The 17,796-nt window shown below is 56.8% G+C and carries 17 protein-coding genes and 1 riboswitch; of the genes, 8 read left to right on the forward strand and 9 right to left on the reverse strand.

Translation table 11 applies throughout. The features are described 5' to 3' along the window. The first annotated feature begins 345 nt into the window (after positions 1–345). A complete protein-coding gene (locus KTJ90_RS01090) occupies positions 346–1,161 on the forward strand; it encodes a DUF4225 domain-containing protein (RefSeq protein ID WP_008926344.1) in 816 nt (271 codons plus the stop codon). Here KTJ90_RS01090 and KTJ90_RS01095 read toward each other — a convergent pair. Beyond that, positions 1,139–1,468, reverse strand: a complete 330-nt coding sequence (locus KTJ90_RS01095; RefSeq protein WP_485523569.1) for a hypothetical protein — start codon at positions 1,466–1,468, stop codon at positions 1,139–1,141. The two genes, KTJ90_RS01090 and KTJ90_RS01095, sit on opposite strands and share 23 nt — an antisense overlap. A gap of 351 nt (positions 1,469–1,819) precedes the next feature. Between KTJ90_RS01095 and KTJ90_RS01100 the strand changes: the two genes are divergently transcribed. Both KTJ90_RS01100 and KTJ90_RS01105 read left to right on the forward strand, forming a co-directional pair. Then, positions 1,820–2,731, forward strand: a complete 912-nt coding sequence (locus tag KTJ90_RS01100) for an alpha/beta fold hydrolase (RefSeq protein WP_485523568.1) — start codon at positions 1,820–1,822, stop codon at positions 2,729–2,731. After that, positions 2,724–4,115 carry a hypothetical protein gene (locus KTJ90_RS01105; protein WP_003852046.1) on the forward strand — a complete coding sequence of 464 codons (1,392 nt, stop codon included), beginning with the start codon at positions 2,724–2,726 and terminating at the stop codon, positions 4,113–4,115. The genes KTJ90_RS01100 and KTJ90_RS01105 overlap by 8 nt, the downstream gene beginning before the upstream one ends. Before the next feature lie 19 nt (positions 4,116–4,134). Here the strand turns inward: KTJ90_RS01105 and KTJ90_RS01110 are convergent, their stop codons facing one another. Next, on the reverse strand, positions 4,135–5,487 hold the full coding sequence (locus tag KTJ90_RS01110; RefSeq protein ID WP_003852047.1) for an MFS transporter: 1,353 nt from the start codon (positions 5,485–5,487) through the stop codon (positions 4,135–4,137). Between the two features lie 170 nt (positions 5,488–5,657). After that, positions 5,658–6,560 carry a GntR family transcriptional regulator gene (locus KTJ90_RS01115; RefSeq protein WP_499025838.1) on the reverse strand — a complete coding sequence of 301 codons (903 nt, stop codon included), beginning with the start codon at positions 6,558–6,560 and terminating at the stop codon, positions 5,658–5,660. Positions 6,561–6,697: 137 nt separating this feature from the next. Here KTJ90_RS01115 and KTJ90_RS01120 point away from each other — a divergent pair, with 137 nt between their 5' ends. After that, positions 6,698–7,726, forward strand: a complete 1,029-nt coding sequence (locus KTJ90_RS01120) for a zinc-binding alcohol dehydrogenase family protein (RefSeq protein WP_182630271.1) — start codon at positions 6,698–6,700, stop codon at positions 7,724–7,726. Positions 7,727–7,735: 9 nt separating this feature from the next. Here the strand turns inward: KTJ90_RS01120 and KTJ90_RS01125 are convergent, their stop codons facing one another. Continuing rightward, entirely contained in the window at positions 7,736–8,656 is a 921-nt protein-coding gene (locus KTJ90_RS01125; protein WP_499025840.1) for a nucleoside hydrolase, read from the reverse strand. A 117-nt stretch (positions 8,657–8,773) separates the two neighbouring features. Beyond that, positions 8,774–8,849: riboswitch (Fluoride riboswitch) on the forward strand. Positions 8,850–8,938: 89 nt separating this feature from the next. Here KTJ90_RS01125 and crcB point away from each other — a divergent pair. Together crcB and KTJ90_RS01135 are read left to right on the forward strand one after the other, a co-directional pair. Then, positions 8,939–9,316, forward strand: coding sequence for a fluoride efflux transporter CrcB (gene crcB, locus KTJ90_RS01130; RefSeq protein WP_003852055.1), 378 nt, complete (start codon positions 8,939–8,941; stop codon positions 9,314–9,316). A gap of 127 nt (positions 9,317–9,443) precedes the next feature. Beyond that, positions 9,444–10,259 (forward strand): sugar phosphate isomerase/epimerase family protein, encoded by an 816-nt coding sequence (locus KTJ90_RS01135; protein ID WP_039661130.1) that lies wholly within the window; start codon positions 9,444–9,446, stop codon positions 10,257–10,259. Here the strand turns inward: KTJ90_RS01135 and KTJ90_RS01140 are convergent. The 3 genes from KTJ90_RS01140 to KTJ90_RS01150 all read right to left on the reverse strand — a co-directional run bounded on the left by KTJ90_RS01140 (position 10,256) and on the right by KTJ90_RS01150 (position 12,830). Further along, positions 10,256–10,861 (reverse strand): alpha/beta hydrolase, encoded by a 606-nt coding sequence (locus tag KTJ90_RS01140; protein ID WP_039661131.1) that lies wholly within the window; start codon positions 10,859–10,861, stop codon positions 10,256–10,258. The two genes, KTJ90_RS01135 and KTJ90_RS01140, sit on opposite strands and share 4 nt — an antisense overlap. Positions 10,862–10,884: 23 nt before the next feature. Continuing rightward, complete coding sequence (locus KTJ90_RS01145; RefSeq protein WP_182630269.1) at positions 10,885–11,826, reverse strand: glutathione S-transferase family protein; 942 nt, start codon at positions 11,824–11,826, stop codon at positions 10,885–10,887. A 98-nt stretch (positions 11,827–11,924) separates the two neighbouring features. Beyond that, positions 11,925–12,830 (reverse strand): LysR family transcriptional regulator, encoded by a 906-nt coding sequence (locus KTJ90_RS01150; RefSeq protein WP_499025843.1) that lies wholly within the window; start codon positions 12,828–12,830, stop codon positions 11,925–11,927. 141 nt (positions 12,831–12,971) lie between these two features. On the opposite strand from KTJ90_RS01150, the gene KTJ90_RS01155 reads away from it, so the two are divergent. Next, positions 12,972–14,096, forward strand: a complete 1,125-nt coding sequence (locus KTJ90_RS01155) for a GNAT family N-acetyltransferase (RefSeq protein ID WP_078805100.1) — start codon at positions 12,972–12,974, stop codon at positions 14,094–14,096. Here KTJ90_RS01155 and KTJ90_RS01160 read toward each other — a convergent pair. After that, complete coding sequence (locus tag KTJ90_RS01160) at positions 14,093–15,925, reverse strand: ABC transporter ATP-binding protein (RefSeq protein ID WP_008926335.1); 1,833 nt, start codon at positions 15,923–15,925, stop codon at positions 14,093–14,095. The genes KTJ90_RS01155 and KTJ90_RS01160 overlap by 4 nt on opposite strands. Positions 15,926–15,997: 72 nt before the next feature. Here KTJ90_RS01160 and KTJ90_RS01165 point away from each other — a divergent pair, with 72 nt between their 5' ends. Continuing rightward, complete coding sequence (locus tag KTJ90_RS01165; protein ID WP_003852070.1) at positions 15,998–16,498, forward strand: GNAT family N-acetyltransferase; 501 nt, start codon at positions 15,998–16,000, stop codon at positions 16,496–16,498. A 35-nt stretch (positions 16,499–16,533) separates the two neighbouring features. Here KTJ90_RS01165 and KTJ90_RS01170 read toward each other — a convergent pair whose 3' ends face one another. Then, positions 16,534–17,451: a sugar ABC transporter substrate-binding protein gene (locus tag KTJ90_RS01170; protein ID WP_497817196.1), complete on the reverse strand. Its 918-nt coding sequence runs from the start codon at positions 17,449–17,451 to the stop codon at positions 16,534–16,536. Between the last annotated feature and the right edge of the window lie 345 nt (positions 17,452–17,796).

Consider the following 17,796-nt stretch of genomic DNA (forward strand, 5'->3'; position numbering starts at 1 on the left):
TTGCACTTCCTGGTGCGTCTAATCTGCTTCTGCCACTCTTCTTGTTGTCTTTCCGCTAAAAACACTTTCTGGCGACAAAATGACGCCTTTGCAGCCGTGCGTTATGTGCTGGTTGTAATTCCTTGTTTATGTAACCTGGTTTTCGATTTCATGCTGATTGTCTCTGCGTCAACGTGAGAATCATGGCAAAAGTGTCATGATTTAGTGCCGCTCTAAATTGTAAATTTTTTCTGATAGGTCATCCTTTAATATGCTATCTCATGTAGCTTAATTCTGTCGTAATCGACGGCTTATAGCTGAATATATGAGGTCTTATCGGCGATATAATGTTCAGGGAGAATATAAATGGATGCAGCATTGCTCGATATGATGCGCTCAGGCCGAAATAAGCACTGGGCTGAAACAATGATTAATCTTGAGGCCAGAAAGCTGATCAATACGGCTAATCATGTGTCCTCGGCCCATCTTTCAAATGGCATGACTCAGGTAAAGTTCGTTCAGGAGATTAGAGATCTCATTGAGAAGGAATTTGCCGCTGCACGACGTGCAAAATCTGACGAAGAGTGCGTGGCATGTATTAGAAATTTGCGGATAGAAATGGAAAACCTTCAGGAGCAGGACAGAATGCTGCGCATGAAAGCTGCGAAACTCTACGCCAAAGTGGAGTTTGTTAAGGAAAACAATAAAATCGTTGGGTATGTGATTTCTGCTGTAAATGTTGTTATGGCCGGTGCCGAAATAGCTACTGGCCTAACCCTTATAGGTTCTATGACGCCTATGGGTATTCTGGCTGGTGCAGTGCTGGTTATTGACGGCGCTAACGGCATAAGCAAAGAATTTTCGAACTACGTTATGGGTATAAAAAACACCGAAGGTTTAGTGGCTGATGCTGCCATGTCTTCCGCTCAATTTATGGGGTTCAGTCCAAACAGCGGGCTGGCAGTCTATAAATCAGTCTCGCTGGTCGCAAATGCTTATACCGTATTTGGCCTCTTCAGGCGCCCCGGAACCTGGCGTTTATTCAGATACATGCCATCCGATTATTTCCGAAAAGTTAACACAATGAGCCGCGCCAAACTCACAATGCACATAGTCGGTTATGGTGTTACGGCCAAAGTCATATTTGACCTTATATCTGTTAAGGGCGCTGTTCAGAATTAGTTGTTAATTTACGATAGCGCCATGCCTTATAGGCAAGTGTTGCTGGCGTTAGATACCATATAAAAGGTAATACAATTGCAAGTGTACCTGTGAGCGTGATGCTGGTATCTGAGGATGCCAGCACTAACGTGAGAACGAGAATGGCTAAGGCAACGATAGTAATCCACTTTGCAGCAATAAAGCGGTTAGCAAGGTCATGGATAACCGAATCCAGAGAGCCGCCATAGTTAGCAATGTTGTTTTTAAGCTTCTTAAGATCTGCATAGTTAAAGCCGGAATCCAGCAGCGCCTTTTCGTTCAATTTCATAGACTTTTATCCTTAAAATTACCTGTGTAGCTTAAATAACTTTACCTGATAATGGCACTAAAAATCCCGCAAAGGGCACTCTTTCTGATAACTACTCTTTATGTCTGATATCCAGCTCTAAAGCGCGAAGCACTCGTAAACAGGATTATGCAGCAGTGCGCTACTTGCCATCTGCAATATAGTGTACGGTCGGGGTCATGTTGTCCGCAAAACAGCAAGCGACGCTACACAGCAAATTTTGCCATTCTCTAAGAAATTACCTCTTACGCCAAACCTTCAACCCACCATTAACCCGCCTTCAACCCAATCCCGTCCTACACTGAATTATCCTCCCCAAATCAGGAGCAGCGGATGATCCAGAAGCATCGACGAAAACAGGCAGCGATTGTGGCAGGCGTGGGATTAGGTGTAGCGGCTACGCTTTGGGGTATGAAACGCTGGCAGCAACTGAAGCAGACGCCGCCGGTGTTGCCGCGCAGTCACCACGCCGGGCTGGCGGGTTATTTCCAGCAGGTGGGCGACTGGCGCATGTTTACGCGTGTCACACCTAATGAGGATCAGGGACTGCCGGTGGTGCTGATTCACGGGCTGGTGATGTCGGGCCGGGCGATGGAGCCGCTCGCACTGGCACTGGGCCGCGACTATCACGTACTGGTGCCGGATCTGCCTGGTTTTGGGGCCAGCACGCTGCCACCTTCCGCACCCATCATGACGGTGGATCAGCAGGCTGATGCGCTCTGGCTCTGGCTGCAGCACAACGGGTTTCAGCGTGCCATCTGGGTGGGCAATGCGTTTGGCTGCCAGATTCTGGCTGCGCTGGCGGTGAAATATCCGCAGGCGGTAGCGGGGCTGGTCTTGCAAGGGCCGACGGTGGATCGCCATGCGCGCAGTCTGACACGCCAGTGCTGGCGCAACTGGCGCAATCGTGGTCTGGAGGCGCATCGCTCGCCGGGTTCGCTGGCGTGCATCGACTACGCCAAGGCCGGGCTATGGCGCGCGTTCGGCACATTACGCGTCATGATGCGCGACCATATTGAGCATCGCCTCACTTACATCAACGCACCAACGCTGCTGCTGCGTGGCTCGCGTGATCCAGTCTGCCCGGCACGCTGGCTGGATGAGCTCGCCGCGCTGATGCCGCGCAGCGAACGTCTGACGCTGCGCGATGGTACCCACACGCTGCACTACGTCTATCCGTGGAGTTTCTGCAACGCCATCCGCCCGTTCGTGGCGCGCATTCAGCAGGAGAATCAGCATGAGTAAACCGCCCAAGGGCATCGCCCGTTTTGACTCTGCTGCCGCCATGCTTCTGGCGCTTGCAAATGCGCTTCACGATCGTCCCTTCGCCAGTCCGAGCCAGTCACCGACGCTTGACCGGTTACTGCCCTCGCTGAATCGTCTGCCGACCGGGCTACGTGAGTGGGGTTATGCGCTGGGCGGCATGGCAGAAGGCATCAGCCTGCGCCAGGCGGGTGAGCTGGATATAGAAGGCATTGCTGAATGGATGGTGAGTGAGTACCCACAGCAGGATTATCCGGCGGCCTTTATCGGTTCGTCGAACGGCGCGCTGGTGCATCTGGCGTCGGCAATGAACGTGCCCTGGCTGCCGCAGACGTTTCTCTGTCCGGTGCGCGCCGCCAGTAACGATCCGGATGATGCAGAAGCGAATTTCGAGCAAGGTAAAGAGGTGGCCGCCGCGCTGCTGGCTGCCTGGCCACGGCTGGCGGTTCACCACATGCACGACCCGAATCAGGATCGCCTGATGCTCGACCAGATGCGCTATTTCCGGCTGAAACTGCGCGAACTGCCGCTGGCTTTTAACGAATTCCTGATGGGCAGTCTGCCCGCCGGTTCCACACTGTTTATCAATCACTGCACCCAGCAATGGCCGGTAACGCGCACCAGCGATCGCTCTTTCTTTCAGTTTGGTGCGCCGGGCGGAGCCAGCGAAAAAGAGTTTATGCAGGGCGGTCCGCGCGTAGCGGAATATCTGGCACGTTACGGCGTGGATCGTGAGCGCTGGACGCCGCCAGCCATTACCGACCGGGTGCCGGAAGCGGAGTGGGGGCTGGATGGTTATCTGATCGCACCGCTGAAAAAGCTTGCCGAAGCGCAGAGCTGGAAGCTGATGGAGATTCGCTACGAGAATCCGGAAGCAATGAGTTATGTGGTGGCGGAGATCTACCGCGACTGGTATCTGGCGGCGGGAATCTTACCGACCCGGCTGACGGTGGACAGTTTCCTGCTGATGGATCCGTGGTGTACGCAGCAGCAGCAGTCGATTCCGTTCTGGCTGAGCTTTAGCAGCGAATCCTCGGCATTAGCGCTGCAACGTTTCCTGGAAAAACAGCCGCCATTCCGTAACATCGATATGATGCTCTTTTCTCATGGTACCGACAGTATCGGGCTGGCGGAGATTGATCGCTGGCGGGCGCTGCTGTCCCATGCGCGTGACGAGGGAGTTTTAATTGGTGTGGATGAAGCCCGCTACCCGCGTGACTTCGCGACGTTTGCCCGCTTCGACTCGGCGCTGCGTGAACGGGCACCGCTGTTGCCACCGCCGCCTCCGCTTAATTCAGAGAAGGTGATGGCAGGTATTAAACGTTACGGTGCAAAACATGGCGTCACGCTGACGGCGCTGACGTAGCCGCCGCGCCGTCCTGCGATTATTCGCCGTCGGTGATGGGCTGGCGCACCAGCAGCAGGTAGGCGAGTGCGCCAACCAGCGTGACGCAGGCACAGATCATTAGCGCCAGGCTGAACGATTTGGTGGTGTCGAGCACCCAGCCGGTGATCACTGGCGCGAACGAGGCGAAGATAAAGCTGGCAAAGTTCTGGATGCTGCCGACCGAAGCGGTCATGCGGGCGGTGACGTTGGCGTGGATCAATCCCCAGCATGAGGTGCCGGCGAAATGGATACAGAACAGCGCCATGCCAATCAGCGTCACGGCGCTGGTGGTATCGGTCGCGCGGGTCACCACGGCGGTGAATCCGGCTGACAGCAGCATCCCACTGACGATGCAGACTTTGCGGGTTTTTACGGCGTTAAAGCCACGACGCACCAGCGAGTCAACCACATAGCCATTCAGCAGCATGCCCGCTGCACCAAACAGGAACGGAATCGCCGCCAGCAGGCCAGTACTTTTCAGATCGAGATGATAGGTGGACTGCAGGTAGCCCGGCAGCCAGGCGATATAGAGCCACGCGGTGTAGTTGATGCCGCTGAAGCCAATCATCATGCCCCACATGGTGCGCTGCTTAAACAGGCCACGCCACTCTTTGAAGCTGATCGGCTCTTTCCGCGACGCCACGCTGCCCGCCTGCAGATAGTGGATCTCTTCGGCGCTCAGGGTGTTGTTGTCGCGGTCGCGGTAAATCATATACCAGCCGATAGCGAGGAACATGCCGAGGATACCGATGGTAACAAACATGCCACGCCAGCCCATCACCAGCATCATCGCCGCCAGAATCGGCGGGGCCACCGACAGCCCAATCATCGAGGCGGCATTGAACATCCCCATCGGCATGCCGCGATCTTTAATGTTGAACCAGTCGTTGATCACTTTCACGCCGCACGGGTTCATCGGCGCTTCGCCAATGCCCAGGCCAATGCGCACCAGGATGAACTGGGTAAAGTTATGCACCAGACCCGAGGCGGCCTGGAACAGCGACCAGATAAACATGCCGATGCCGAGCATAATGCGCGGCCCTTTACGATCCAGCAGCGCGCCACACGGCAACTGCGCCAGGCCATACGCCAGCGAAAAAGCAGAAAGCAGGAAGCCGATTTCGGTGGCGCTTAGCCCCATCTCATCGCGGATGGTCATGTTCGCGACCGACAGCGAGCTGCGATCCAGATAGTTGATGATGGCGGCGAACAGCAACAGCAGCATCGCCGTAATCTGCACTTTGCGGATACGCGGTGAACGCACCACATCGCTGCGCATTGGCACGAAATCCTGGCCTGGTGGCGTGTCGCCGGTCACGCTGTCGCGACCGGTTACTGAGGTCTTTTCCATTGCACTCTCCCGAAACTGGGTACTTATCGTTATGGTGAGAAGGGGTCTGCGCGCAGCGGCAAAAGGCCGCCGTGACGTTGCAGTCGAGACTAAGAGCAAAGGGTTAAGGATGTTGCAAAGATGTTTCTGAATCGTGCGGGAGCTAATGCTTTGTGGTTTTTAATCGGTTTTTAATTGTACTGACCGATTGAGCGCACCATTGAGGTTTTAGCGGTCGCCAGATGGTTATGTAATGCACAGAGCGCATCAATATCCTGACGGCCAATCAGCGCGGTCAGTATCGCCATATGCTCCTCCAGCGCGACAATGTTACGCTGCTTAAGATCGCTTTCATCCCACTGATAATGCGAGTGAAAGATGACTGAGATGATCTCCAGCGACTGATTAAAAAATGGATTATTGGCGGCGGATAAAATCAGCGAATGCATCTGACGGTCCAGCGCAGCAAAGTGGCGATAGTTGCTGGCGATGGTGTCGCGCATGGATCGGTGACGATCCAGCAGATCCCGCGCCTGCACCCAGCGCTCATCGCTGGCGGGCAGATTCAGGAAGCGGCTCAGGGCGTGGGTTTCCAGCATCTCGCGCAGTTCAAACAGCTTCTCGGCATAATCCTGAGTGAATTTTTTCATGCGCCACTGACCGCGTTTCACCGGCTCCAGCAGGTCATAGCGCATAAAGCGCAGCAGAAATTCGCGCACCACAACCGGACTGACTTTCACCTGCTGCGCCAGTTGCAGCTCGCTGAAGGTGTCGCCGGGCACCAGCTGCCGCTGATTGATCATATTAAAAAACATCTGCTCAAAGTGACTGGCCTGCTGCTCAATCGGCGGCGTTAAGGCGCTAAAACTGTCCTCATCGCGGGGATCACGCACGATAACGTAGGTTTGATCCACTTTATCCAGCACGCCGCACTGATGCAGATAGTGCAGGGTATGTCGCACCGTGGTCCGGCTGATATTGAACATCTCCGCCAGCGCCGCCTGCGGTGGCAGGGGCGAACGAATATGTCGCTGAGCGATACTATCCAGCATCTGGTTGATGACGTTCTGGCGCAAATTCTGGCTGCGGCTCATCTGACTCTCCGGTTTTTAATGCATTAAAAACCATTCAAAGCCCAAAAAAATCGCCGTGCTTCACACTTCCCGTAAACGAACGCTGCGCATCAGGCAGGATTCGCCGTAACTGCCTGCAGGACAACCGGAGAATCACCATGACAACAATGAAAGCACTGGTCATCGCTGAACCACGTAAGATGGTCTGGGCCACCCGCGACACCCCCACGCCTGCCGCTGGCGAGGCGCTGATTAAAATTCTCACCGCCGGAATCTGCGGCACGGATATCCACGCCTGGTCCGGCAATCAGCCGTTCTTCAGCTATCCACGGGTGCTGGGCCATGAAATCTGTGCGGAAGTGGTGGCGCTGGGTAGTGGCGCCGAGGGCTTTCAGGCAGGCCAGCGGGTGGCGTTAATGCCCTACATCTCCTGTCTGCGCTGCGACGCCTGCCAGAGTGGCAAGACCAACTGCTGTGAACAGATCTCGGTGATAGGCGTGCATCAGGATGGCGGTTTCTGCGACTACTTAAGCGTGCCGGTCAGCACGTTGCTGGCGGTGGATGAGGTGGCCCCGGAAGCGGCCGCGCTGATTGAGCCCTTTGCCATCAGCGCCCATGCGGTGCGTCGTGCAGGCATTGTGGCGGATGAGCAGGTTCTGGTGGTGGGTGCCGGACCGATTGGGCTGGGTGTCGCCGCCATTGCCGCCGCCAGTGGCGCGCAGGTCGTGGTGGCGGACACCAGCGAATTCCGTCGCCAGCATGTCGCTGATCAGCTGGGTCTGGCGGCACTGAATCCGGCGGATGAGGCGTTTTACAGCGCGCTACGGGATCAGTTTGGTGGTCGTCTGGCGCTGAAAGTGATCGACGCCACCGGCAGCCCGGCGGCGATGAACAATGCGGTTAACCTGATGCGACATGGCGGCACAATCGTCTATGTCGGCCTGCACAAAGGCGATCTGGTTATCCCTGACAGTGAATTCCACAAAAAAGAGACCACGCTGATGGGCAGCCGCAATGCCACCCGCGAAGATTTTGATCGGGTAAGTGCACTGATGGCCAGCCGCCAGCTGCGTGCTGAAATGATGCTGAATCATCACCTGGCTTTCTCTACGCTGGATGAAACCTTTGAGTCGCAAGTCATCAATAATCGCGAACTGATCAAAGGTGTGATTCACTTCGACCGCTAACGCGGCGTTTCAGGGCGCGGTGAGGGTTTCAAAGAAGTGCGCCCGCACCGCGTCGGCATCCACGCCGAGCGCGATACGCTGGGCGGGCAGACCGGCAAAGGGATCATTGCGCGACGCCAGTGCGCCGAGCTTACGCACAGTCTGACCGCCGGCGATGCCCTCGGTGATGACCCGCAGCGGACTTTCAGTGAGGGTAAAGGCCTGCGGCAGCGTCAGCCACGCCACTGCCAGGGTATCGTGCAGCGCCATACCGGCAAAACCCTCCTTTGCCAGGCTGTAAGCCAGATAAGGACGACAGATAGCGCTCAGCACCGGCTGGTTCAGACGCTGAACCTCATCACTGCTGATTAACACCTTGTGCGTGACATCCAACGGGATGACCACCACGTTCAGCGCCGAGGCGAGCACCTGATCGGCGGCATGCGGGTCTTTCCAGATATTAAATTCGCTGAAGGGCGTCACGTTGCCGCTGTGGCCATCGGTGCCAAACGCGCCGCCCATGATCACCAGCTCTTTCACCAGCGGAATAATATCCGGCGCCTGATTAATGGCCGTGGCGATGTTGGTCAGCGGACCAATCGCCACCAGGGTGATCTGATGCGGCTGCGCCCGCACGCTGTCGATAATAAACTGCACCGCGCCTGGCGCCTCATCGCTGCAGGTGTTATCAAACGCATCGCCCAGTCCATCTTCACCGTGCAGCCGGGCGGGCGCTGAGGGCGCCAGTGCCAGCGGCCGTGAACAGCCGCGATAGACCTCCGCATTAATCGCCATTTTGTCGCAGAACAGCCGGGCATTTTTCACCGCCTGACCCACCGCTACGTTGCCAGACACCGTGGTAATTCCCTGCAGATGCTGCGTCCGCGCCGCATAAGCCAGCGCAAAGGCATCATCCACGCCGATATCAGTATCAAAAATCAGGGTACGCATAGGCTCTCCGCAACAGGCTGTAAACTCTCAGCATTACCCCGCCAGCGGGCAGGGCGTCAAGCGATTCATCTGCCATGCGCACAGGCTTGCCAGCCTGAAACGGGCGTCGTATTATCACCGGCTCAAGGTGATGGCGTGCCACCTTTCCCAACCGCCGGTGGGCTTAACACCGGCTGATGACGCCTGACACTCAATCCTTTCGCGGGAGCTGAGGTGTCAGGCGCAGTTTATCTCTGCCTTTCCCCCCTCAGCCCGGCATTACTCTGTTATCAGGAGCAACACATGTTTAAACCGTTACTGGCTGTGATGATCGGCGGCTCTGCCGGCTGTGTACTGCGCTGGCTGTTCTCGATGCGTTTTAATGCGCTCTTTCCTAATCTGCCGCCGGGCACGCTGCTGGTGAATCTGATCGGCGGGCTGGTGATCGGCGGCGCAATGGCCTGGTTTGTGCGCCATCCCGACGTGGACCCGATCTGGAAACTGCTGATCGTCACCGGACTCTGTGGCGGCCTGACAACATTCTCCTCGTTTACTGCGGAATTAATGGGGCTGCTTCAGACCGGAAAATATATGTGGGCGATGGCCAGCGCGCTAGTGCATGTGATTGGCTCACTGCTGATGGCGTTTGCGGGTTTTGCGCTGGTCACGCTGCTGGGCTGATCTGGCTAATCGGCGCTTGTCTTAACGCTTAAGAGGTAGATACTGTTTCAGGTTTTACGCCCGCATGGCTATTGCGGGCGTAACGCTGAACGTCACCGATTATTCCGGACGATTAAGGAGCCGAGCCATGCGAACCAATCCTACCTTCCTTAACCTGGTGTTGTTAAACGGTGAACCCGACCAGAAACTGCAGGCGGCGCGCGACGCCGGTTTTGATCAGGTCGAGATCTGGCGCGAGGATGTTGACGCATACGAGGGCGGTGCGGCAGCACTGGCTGAGATCAGCGCACTGAAGGGACCTGGCTTTACTAATCTGCAGGTGCTGCGCGATTTTACCGGCGCACCGGGTGCGCTACGGTGCCAGAAGCGCGAAGAGCTGCGCCAGTTTATACAGATTGCCCGGACGCTGGGCTGCGACACGATTCAGGCACCGGCCAGCACCCGTGAAGATTGCTGCGCCGACCAGATTGATGATGACCTGCGCTGGATGGCCTCTGAAGCTGCACGCTACAACATGCGCATTATGTATGAGCCGATGGCCTGGTGCAGCGTGGACAATACGCTGCCGCTGGCGTGGCAGCGATTGCAGCGGCTCGATCAGCCCAATATCGGGCTGGTGGTGGATCTTTTCCATATCTGCGCACTGGGCGGTGACGCCTCGCAGCTGGACGGCATTCCTGCCGACCGTATTTATGAAGTGCAGCTGTGTGATATGGCCGCGGTTCCCGCGCAGGATAAGCAGAGCCTGATGGCGATGGCAAAACACCATCGTCAGTTGCCCGGCGATGGCATTATTGATGTTGAACGCTTCGTCGATAAGCTGAAAAGTGCGGGCTATCAGGGGCCGGTGGGCATCGAAGTCTTTAATGATACGCTGAAACGCCTGCCGCCCGACGTCGCAGCACGTCATGCCTGGCAGGCGTTAAACCGCTACTGGGGTTAATCCTGTAAACACTGGCCGATAAATCCGGCGGCGTGCATAGCACCCTGAGCGGAAATAGTGTGGCCGGTGGCGGGTTCAAAGCGCGCGTCGACCGGCACCGCTGCGGCCTGGAGTCGTGCTGCGGCAGATTCGCTCTCCTGCCACGGGATCACCTCATCGGCCTGACCGTGAATCAGCAGCGCGGGCACATGAGCCTGCGGGGTTAATTCACCGTCAACCGCCAGACGCCCGGAAAAGGCGACCACGCCTGCCAGCGGATAACGGCCTGACGCCAGGGCATCCAGTGCCATGATCGATCCCTGCGAGAAGCCGACCAGCACCACATCCTGCCAGCGTTCCGCGAAGCCGTGCTGCGCAATAATCTCGCTAAGGGTTGCATCAAATGCCGCCCGCGCTGCCCGAACACGGGCAGGCCTGTTCTCAGGTGTGATGTCCGCCAGGCTGAACCACTGCCAGCCAAAACCACCGGGAAAACGTTCAGGCGCATTGGGAGAGGCAAAAATCACATCCGGCAACAGCGTCGCCCAGTGACGGCCAATTGGTGCCAGATCGTCGCCGTTACTGCCCACGCCATGCAGAAAAATTACCAGTGCTTTTGCCATCATTGCTCCTTTAGCTTATGCCCTTACAAATTGTATTCACTCATATCCGGGCCAGCCGGAACAATCCCGTTCGGATTCAGCGCCTTGATCGAGTAATAACCCTGTTTGATGTGATCGATACTGACCGTCTCACGTACGCCGGAGACCGATAACATGCTCTTAAGATAGCGATTCAGCAGCGTATAGTCGTGTATCCGGCGCAGGTTGCATTTGAACAGGCCATGGTAGGCGGCGTCAAAGCGAATCAGCGTCACGAACAGGCGAATATCGGATTCAGTCAGCCGTTCTCCCAGCAGGAAGGTGCGACCATCGCTGAGCAGGGCTTCCAGTTCATCGAGCTGGCTAAAGACGTCATTAAATGCCTGCTGATAGCTGAGGGCGGTAGTGGCGAAGCCAGCACGATAAACACCGTTATTCAGACGCTGATAGAGACTCTCATTCAGCGCGTCAATCTCCTGGCGCAGCGCTGCAGGATAGAGATCGATGCGGTTATCGGCCAGATCGCCAAAGCCGCTGTTAAACATGCGCACAATGTCAGCGGACTCATTATTGACGATGGTGCCGGTCTTCTTGTCCCACAGCACCGGCACGGTGGCGCGGCCGGTGTAATCGGGCGCGACACGGGTATAGATTTCATGCAGATATTGCGCGTTATTCAGCGGGTCCTGCTGTGCGCCGGGAAACGTGCCGAAGCGCCAGCCCTGAGCCCCGAGCTGCGGCTCAACCACCGTGACACTAATCATTGACTCCAGCCCTTTGAGTTTGCGGGCCATCAGCGCACGTGACGCCCACGGGCAGATCAGCGCCACATAGAGGTGGTAACGATCCGGTTCGGCGGCGAATTCAGTCGAGCCATCGCTACTGATAAAGTGCCGGAAACCGGATGTCTGGCGAACAAATCCGCCCTGTTTATCGGTAGCCTGCACCGGATGCCAGTCACTACTCCATTTGCCTTCTACTAACATCGCGCAACTCCTCTGTGGTGAGAGAAGTAGCTTAACTGATGACTAAACGACTGATAATCGGGTCTGTAAGACAATGATTTCTTCCAATATGGAAGAAATCACGCCGGTGGAGCGTGCGTGAAGTGCGTCACCAGGAAGTCGATGAGCAGGCGTGCCCGATGTGGCAGATGACGGGCCGGCGGATAAACCGCAAACAAGCCTAGCGGTGGCGTCTCAAAATTTTCCAGCAGCCGGACAATCTCCCCACGTTGCAGCGCCGGGGCCGCAATAAAACCGGGCAAACGCGCAATGCCCAGACCGGCGATGGCGGCCTGCAGAGAGGCTTCAGTATTGGCGAAGCGCAAACGTCCACGCACCGGCACAGTCACAATTTCACTGCTGCCGTCCCCGCTGGTAAACGGCCAGTGCCAGGGATCGCGAAAATTGGTGTCGATAATGCACTGATGCTGTGCCATGTCACGCCAGTGCTGCGGCGTGCCGAACTGCTCCAGATAGACCGGTGATGCGGCGATACGCACATGTACTTCGCTCAGCTTGCGCGCCACCAGGCTGCTGTCGCTGAGCGTGCCGATGCGGATCGCCATATCAAGACCTTCATCGACGATGTTCACGGCCCGGTCTGAAAAGCTGACATCCAGCTCAATCAACGGATAGCGGCGGGCAAACGCCACCAGCACCTGAGACAATACCGCCGTGCCAAAGGAGCCGGGTGCGCTGATTTTCAGCCTGCCGGTGGGCGTCGTCGCACTTTCACGCACGCTGGCATCCAGCGCCTCAAAGGCATCGAGCAGATTCTTCACCCGCTCATAATAGCTGCGTCCGACATCGGTGGGCGACAGCGCGCGCGTGCTGCGCTTAAACAGCTGCACGCCGAGCTGCTGCTCCAGCTTTGAAACCAGTTTTGATGCCTGACTGCTGCTGGTGCCGAGACGCAACGCCGCGGCAGAAAAGCTGCCGGTTTCCAGCACCGTGACAAACATCCGGTCACAATCGAGTCGATCCATGGCGAAGTCCTGAGGAGGTAAAGTCGCAGTATAGGGGCTGTGGCCAGGCGATGCAGCCTTCACTTTGCGTGCCTTAACCCTTTCGCTGGCGCGGAAAACCTGCTTGACTGATTCTCTGCCCGACGTTCACTGGAGTATTTCATGTCGCTGATTCACCTGACGTCACTGGCGGAGATTCCGGCCGCCGAGTGGGATGCGCTGTTGCCTGATGACCAGCCATTTTTGCGCCACGCCTTTCTGCTGACGCTGGAAGAGAGTGGCAGCGTACGGTTTGAGGCGGGCTGGCAGCCTGACCATCTGCTGTGGCGGGAAGAGGGCGTGACCCGCGCCGCGCTGCCGGGCTACCGTAAACGACATTCACAGGGCGAATATGTCTTTGATCATGCCTGGGCGGATGCCAGCCAGCGCGCCGGCATCCGCTACTACCCGAAATGGCTGGGCGCGATACCCTTCAGCCCGGTCACCGGTGCACGCCTGCTGGGAGAAGCCTCGGCCGCGTCTCAGCTGGTTTCAGCCCTGCCGGAAAGCCTGTTGCAGCAGGGCTTAAGCGGTGCGCACATCAATTTTACCGATGCGCAGGCTAACGCGCTGCTGGCCGATCAGCCCGACTGGCTCTTACGGCTCGGTTGTCAGTATCACTGGCATAATCGCGGCTACCGCGATTTTCAGGATTTCCTGGACACGCTGATGTCGCGCAAGCGCAAACAGCTGCGTAAAGAGCGTGAACAGGTGGCGCAGAGCGGTTTTGTGTTTGACCGCTATCGCGGTGATGAGCTGCGCGAAGATCAGTGGGATTTTGTCTATACCTGTTATGCCAACACTTATGCGGTGCGCGGTCAGCGGCCCTATCTGACGCGCGACTTCTTCAGTCTGCTGGCGGAACGAATGCCGCAGAATATTGTGGTGGTGATCGCCCGCTTACAGCAGCAACCGGCGGCAATGGCTTTTTATCTGCGGGACAGCCACTCGCTCTATGGCCGCTACTGGGGCTGCCTGGCGGAGTTTGATCGGCTGCACTTCGAAACCTGTTTCTATCAGGGAATGGATTTAGCCCTGGATGAAGGGCTGACGCGCTTTGATGCGGGTGCGCAGGGCGAGCACAAGCTGGTGCGCGGCTTTGAGCCGCAGATTACCCACTCCTGGCACTATCTGCTGCATCCCGGCCTGCGCGATGCCGTGGCCGATTTTCTGGTGCAGGAGCGGGAAGGCGTGCGCGGCTGGGCGGAAGAAGCACGCGACGCCTTACCCTATCGACGCGGCGATTAATCGATGCCGACAAAGCCACCGGTCTGATGCTGCCACAGACGGGCATACAGACCGTTCTGCGCCAGCAGCTCGTGATGGCTGCCCATCTCAGCAATACCGCCTTTATCCAGCACCACCAGTCGATCCATCTTCGCGATGGTCGACAGGCGGTGTGCAATCGCAATAACGGTTTTGCCCTGCATCAGTGACTCCAGGCTCTCCTGAATCGCCGCTTCCACTTCGGAGTCCAGCGCCGAGGTGGCCTCATCCATGATCAGCACCGGCGCATCTTTCAGTAGCACGCGGGCAATCGCCACACGCTGACGCTGACCCCCCGACAGTTTCACGCCGCGCTCCCCCACGTGTGCATCCAGCCCGGTGCGGCCCAGTGAATCGGAGAGCAGCGGAATAAACTCATCGGCGCGGGCGCGGTGAATCGCAAGCTGTAATTCCTCTTCGCTGGCGTCAGGACGGCCATAGAGCAGGTTTTCCCGAATCGAACGGTGCAGCAGCGAGGTATCCTGCGTAATCATGCCAATCTGGCTACGGAGGCTCTCCTGCGTCACTGCGGCGATATCCTGATCGTCGATCACAATCCGCCCACCGTTAAGGTCATAAAGACGCAGCAGCAGGTTCACTAACGTCGATTTACCGGCCCCCGAAGGACCAATCAGACCAATCTTCTCGCCCGGTTTAATGTCGAGATTAAAGCCGTTAATCACCTGACGGCCACCGCCATAGTCAAAGCGCACATCCTCGAATCGGATGTTGCCGCGCGTCACCTTAAGCTGTTTAGCCTGCGGCGCATCCTGCACGCTCAGCGGCTGCGCAATGGTTTTCAGGCCATCCTGAACCGTACCGATATTTTCGAAGATGCCATTGACGACCCACATGATCCAGCCAGACATATTGACCAGGCGGATGACCAGACCGGTCGACAGCGCAATGGCGCCGACACTGATCAGCGACTGGCTCCACAACCACAGCGCCAGCGCGGATGTAGAGACAATCAGCAGGCCGTTCAGTGCTGACAGCGTCAGATCCATGCTGGTGACCATGCGGCCAGCGTGCTGAGTTTTTTCCGTCTGCTCCTGCATCGCCTCACGCGCATACTTACGCTCCAGATCGCTGTGGGCAAACAGCTTGATGGTGGCAATATTGGTATAGCCATCAACAATGGTGCCCATCAGCTTTGAACGCGACTCTGAAGAGACCACCGAACGGGCTTTGACGCGCGGCACAAAGAAACGAAGCGAGGCGCTGTAAGCGACCATCCATATAATCAATGGGATCATCAGCCGCCAGTCGGCATCGGCAAACAACACCAGCGACGTCACGGCGTAGATCAGCACGTGCCAGATAGCGTCGACCAGCTGCACCGCGGAATCACGCAGTGAACTGCCGGTCAGCATGATGCGCTGGGCGATACGACCTGCAAAATCGTTCTGGAAAAAGTTAAGGCTCTGGCGCAGCACATAGTTGTGATTCTGCCAGCGGATCAGGTTGGTCATGCCCGGGCTGATGCTCTGGTGAACCAGCATGTCGTGCAGGGCGATAAAAATCGGCCGCAGAATCAGCGCCACTGCTCCCATCCACAGGAGTATCGGCCAGTTATCCTGAAACAGGCTGGCGGGTGTGGAGTGGTTCACCATATCGATAATGCGGCTCAGATAGCTGAACAGCGACACTTCGATCAGCGCTGACGCCAGCCCCACCACCAGCAGTGCTGCGAAACTGGGCCAGACCTGGCGCAGGTAGTAGAGGTAAAACGACCAGACCGTTGAGGGCGGCGAATCGGTGGGTGCATCATGAAATATATTGATAAAACGCTCAAAACGACGATACAACATAGCGATACTCTTTCCGTCCGGTAAAGAGCTACAGCTTAGTGCATGAACCCCGTTCGGCTAAAAGGAGAAAATATGGAAATCATTATTCGGGCACGGGAACCGCAGGATGCCGCCGCCTATCAGCGCCTCTACAGTCATCCCGATGTCTATCCCTGGACACTGCAACTGCCGTTTCCCAGCGTTGCGACCTGGGAGAAAAAAATTGCCCGAATGGACGCCGAGGGGTTTATCGCCTTTGTGGCAGAAATTGATGACGAGCTGGTCGGTGAGCTGACGCTGTTTGTCGATAACAAGCCGCGCACCCGCCACTGCATCAGTTTTGGACTGGGCGTGCATCCCGATTTCGGCGGTCGCGGGGTCGGTGAGCGGCTGATTCGCACCGCAATGGACTACTCCCGCAACTGGCTGGGCATTACCCGTATGGAGCTGGAGGTGTTTCACGACAACGAACGGGCGCTGCGGCTCTATGAGCGGCTGGGCTTTGAGCGGGAAGGGGTGATGCGGCAGGCGGCACTCCGCGACGGTCAGCTGCGCGACGTGGTGATGATGGCGAAGCTGCTGCACGAGAAGTGATAACCGGAGCGGCATCACGGCCGCTCCGTGTTGCATTACGGATTTTTATTGCTGTAGTGCTGCATATTCTGCTTCGTTACCAGCTCAAACGGGATCCACTGGTGAGAATCTACCTTCTGGCCTTTGATCATCTGCTGCGCCACTTCAACCGATTTTTTGCCCTGACCCACGGCATCCTGGAACACGGTTACGGCCAGTTTACCGCTGGCCAGCGCTTTCAGGCCATCCGGCGTGGCATCAATCCCGCCCACCAGAATGGTTTTCTTCGGCTTCGACTGAGCAATGGCCATCGTGGCGCCAATTGCCATTTCGTCGTTGTTCGCGGCGACAATATCGATATCCTCACCGTTCGACAGCCAGTTGAGCATTAAATCCATCCCCTCATTGCGTGCATAGTTAGCGGTCTGCTTCAGCACCACTTTCATATTGGGATACTTCGCCACCACCTGCTCCACATCTTTGGTGCGCTGAAGCGCGCCCGCATCGCTGAGGTTGCCGATCATGATGGCGACGTTGCCACGGTAACCGGCCTGCTTTGCCAGCGCTTCCATCTGCAACGTGCCTGACTCGCGCTCGTCAGAGCCAACAAACACCACGCCTGGCGGCAGGGTTTTATCGCCCGGTGAGCGGTTAACATAGACCAGTGGAATATGGGCCTGCTGCGCCAGTTTTGTCAGGGCTGGCGTACTGGCAGAGTCCACCGGGTCGACAATAATCGCATCCACCCCGGCGCTGATAAAGCTCTGCACCTGATCGGTCTGACGCCCTACGTCGCCACGTGCATCATCGAACTGCGCCTCCAGCTGGCGCACTTTAGCCTCTTTCTCAATCGACTGGCGGATGATGGTCAGGAAGTTCTGGTCGAAATAGGCCATCGAGACACCTATCTTCTCAGCCAGCGCCGGTGTTGAAAGAGAGAGCAGACAGAGTATTGCCCATGCATGTTTTTTCATTAGAGGCTCCCGAGGTTACCGGATGGAATGGAATTTTCATTTATTATAAAAATGGAAAGGCAGGATCATTTGCAGATTAGAAACTGCCATCAGGTTTGACAACCGGTCCTTTTCACTCTTGCTAGCGCCGCCACATTTTGCCGTAAAATCGCCTTGTCATAGCGGTCAGCGCGGGGGAAATCCCCGACCTGGTGCACACTCTGCAGTAGTGAGCCGCAGCTTTTCGCGCTTTTGTGCAGTGCCGCACGGGCAGTTGTGAGGATTGTCAGAAAACCGTTTAATCGGGCCAGACGATCCTGACATCTGCACAGTGACCCATCGTTAGCCTCCTATCTATATTTCCAG

This window comes from Pantoea jilinensis (assembly GCF_019104105.1).
GTDB classification, from domain to species: Bacteria; Pseudomonadota; Gammaproteobacteria; order Enterobacterales; family Enterobacteriaceae; genus Pantoea; species Pantoea eucalypti.

Coding starts and splice junctions, on each gene's coding strand:
- KTJ90_RS01165 (WP_003852070.1), top strand. CDS start 15,998: ATGGAAATCATTATTCGGGCACGGGAACCGCAGGATGCCGCCGCCTAT.
- KTJ90_RS01090 (WP_008926344.1), top strand. CDS start 346: ATGGATGCAGCATTGCTCGATATGATGCGCTCAGGCCGAAATAAGCAC.
- KTJ90_RS01125 (WP_499025840.1), bottom strand. CDS start 8,656: ATGCGTACCCTGATTTTTGATACTGATATCGGCGTGGATGATGCCTTT.
- KTJ90_RS01145 (WP_182630269.1), bottom strand. CDS start 11,826: ATGTTAGTAGAAGGCAAATGGAGTAGTGACTGGCATCCGGTGCAGGCT.
- KTJ90_RS01160 (WP_008926335.1), bottom strand. CDS start 15,925: ATGTTGTATCGTCGTTTTGAGCGTTTTATCAATATATTTCATGATGCA.
- KTJ90_RS01170 (WP_497817196.1), bottom strand. CDS start 17,451: ATGAAAAAACATGCATGGGCAATACTCTGTCTGCTCTCTCTTTCAACA.
- KTJ90_RS01155 (WP_078805100.1), top strand. CDS start 12,972: ATGTCGCTGATTCACCTGACGTCACTGGCGGAGATTCCGGCCGCCGAG.
- KTJ90_RS01120 (WP_182630271.1), top strand. CDS start 6,698: ATGACAACAATGAAAGCACTGGTCATCGCTGAACCACGTAAGATGGTC.
- KTJ90_RS01110 (WP_003852047.1), bottom strand. CDS start 5,487: ATGGAAAAGACCTCAGTAACCGGTCGCGACAGCGTGACCGGCGACACG.
- KTJ90_RS01115 (WP_499025838.1), bottom strand. CDS start 6,560: ATGAGCCGCAGCCAGAATTTGCGCCAGAACGTCATCAACCAGATGCTG.
- KTJ90_RS01095 (WP_485523569.1), bottom strand. CDS start 1,468: ATGAAATTGAACGAAAAGGCGCTGCTGGATTCCGGCTTTAACTATGCA.
- KTJ90_RS01105 (WP_003852046.1), top strand. CDS start 2,724: ATGAGTAAACCGCCCAAGGGCATCGCCCGTTTTGACTCTGCTGCCGCC.
- KTJ90_RS01100 (WP_485523568.1), top strand. CDS start 1,820: ATGATCCAGAAGCATCGACGAAAACAGGCAGCGATTGTGGCAGGCGTG.
- crcB (WP_003852055.1), top strand. CDS start 8,939: ATGTTTAAACCGTTACTGGCTGTGATGATCGGCGGCTCTGCCGGCTGT.
- KTJ90_RS01140 (WP_039661131.1), bottom strand. CDS start 10,861: ATGGCAAAAGCACTGGTAATTTTTCTGCATGGCGTGGGCAGTAACGGC.
- KTJ90_RS01135 (WP_039661130.1), top strand. CDS start 9,444: ATGCGAACCAATCCTACCTTCCTTAACCTGGTGTTGTTAAACGGTGAA.
- KTJ90_RS01150 (WP_499025843.1), bottom strand. CDS start 12,830: ATGGATCGACTCGATTGTGACCGGATGTTTGTCACGGTGCTGGAAACC.